Here is a 1,795-nt window from a genome sequence, read left to right on the forward strand (position 1 = left end):
CCCCTGGCCGGCACGCTCCGGCCCGAGCCCGGTCTCTGCCGGGGGCTGGAACGGGGCGAGGCGCCGGGCGCCACCGGCAAGGGTCCGCTCGCCGCGTTGTGCCAGCGGCTCGTCGACGAACTGACCGGGCGGTCCGAGGCGGGTGCGGCGTGACCGGGCCCGCCCGCCCCGGGGAGCTGGCGGTCCGCGTCCGGCACCGGTTCGTCGCCGAAGACGCCCCGGTCACCGCCGCCGCGGTCGTCTCCGCCGTACGCGCCGACTCGTCCGCCGGCGTCCTCGGCGACACCAGCCTGCTGCGGATCGCCGACCGGGTGCACGACGACCTCGTCGGCGCCGGTCCGCTCGCGCCGCTGCTGGCCGATCCGGAGGTCACCGACGTGCTGGTGAACGGCGTCCGGGTCTGGGTCGACCGGGGGCGAGGGCTGCACCAGGTCGCGGTGCCGCTCGGCACCGTCGACGACGTCCGCCGGCTGGCGCAGCGGCTGACCTCGGCGGCCGGTCGCCGGCTGGACGACGCCTCGCCCTACGCCGACGCGCGGCTGCCCGACGGCACCCGGCTGCACGCGGTGCTGCCGCCGGTGGCGACCGACGGCCCCTACCTGTCACTGCGCACCTTCCGCCAGCGGCCGTTCACGCTCGACGAACTGGTCGCCCAGGGCACCGTGCCGCGTCCGGTCGCCCCGCTGCTCGACGCCGTGGTCGCCGCCCGCCTCGCGTACCTGGTCACCGGCGGCACCGGCTCGGGCAAGACCACGCTGCTCAACACGCTGCTCGGGCTGGTGCCCGGCACCGAACGGATCGTGCTGGTGGAGGACGCCGCCGAGCTGCGGCCGGTGCATCCGCACGTGATCGGCCTCCAGGCGCGCACCACGAACGTGGAGGGCGTCGGGGCGGTCGGGCTGGGTGACCTGGTCCGGCAGGCGCTCCGGATGCGACCGGACCGGCTGGTGGTCGGCGAGTGCCGGGGCGCCGAGGTGGTCGACCTGCTGGCCGCGTTGAACACCGGCCACGACGGCGGGGCGGGAACACTGCACGCCAACGCCCCGGCGGACGTACCGGCCCGGCTGGAGGCGCTCGGGATGCTCGGCGGGCTGCCACGGGTGGCGCTGCACGCCCAGGTCGCGGCCGCGATCCAGGTCGTCCTCCAGGTGCGCCGGACCGCCGAGGGCCGGGTGCTCGACTCGGTCGGCCTGCTCCTGCCCGAAGGGCCGGACCGGGTGGTCACCGTCGTACCGGCCTGGATCCGGGGGCGAGGGCTCGGTCTGGCCGCCCGGTCCCTCGGCAACCTGTTGCGCGAGCGGGGCGTGTCCGTGCCGCCGGTCCTCCGCGTCGCCTGGCCCGGCTCGGCGGGCCCGTCGTGACCGGCCAGCTCTGGCTGGTGGTCGTGCTGCTGACCGGCGCCGCGACGGCCGTCGCCTGGCCGACCCGTACCGGCCGGATCCGGCGGCGCGTGATCCTCGGCCCGCCGTCCGGCCCCGCAGGTCCGCCTGTCGGTGGACGCGCCTCGCCGGCGTCCGACGCCCGTGGCGGCATCAAGGGCACCCATCCGCGGGAGCCGCGTGCCGACCCCGGCCCGACCTCCGTCGGGTGGCCGTTCCGCCCGGCGCTCCCCACCCGACACGCGTTGCCGTTGGCGGCACTGCTCGGCGGCGGAGCCGGAATGCTGCTCGGTGGTCCGGTGGCCGGTCTGGTGCTGGCCGCCTACGGCGCGCTCGGCGCCCGGGCGGTGCTGCGCCGACGTGCCCGCCGGGCGGCCGACCTCGTGCACCGCCGCGATCTCGACCGGCTCGGCGCG

The 1,795-nt window shown here is 77.9% G+C and carries 1 protein-coding gene and 2 pseudogenes; all 3 read left to right on the forward strand.

Going from position 1 to position 1,795, the window contains the following annotated elements:
• Nucleotides 1–153: pseudogene (locus tag HUW36_RS34720) on the forward strand (septum site-determining protein Ssd); the annotation flags it as partial.
• Nucleotides 150–1,361 (forward strand): TadA family conjugal transfer-associated ATPase, encoded by a 1,212-nt coding sequence (locus tag HUW36_RS32140; protein ID WP_174531496.1) that lies wholly within the window; start codon nucleotides 150–152, stop codon nucleotides 1,359–1,361. The pseudogene HUW36_RS34720 and the gene HUW36_RS32140, both read left to right, overlap by 4 nt.
• A pseudogene (locus HUW36_RS32145) lies at nucleotides 1,358–1,795 on the forward strand (hypothetical protein); the annotation flags it as partial. The gene HUW36_RS32140 and the pseudogene HUW36_RS32145, both read left to right, overlap by 4 nt.

The sequence above is a fragment of the Micromonospora maritima genome (genome assembly GCF_902825405.1).
GTDB lineage: Bacteria > Actinomycetota > Actinomycetes > Mycobacteriales > Micromonosporaceae > Micromonospora > Micromonospora maritima.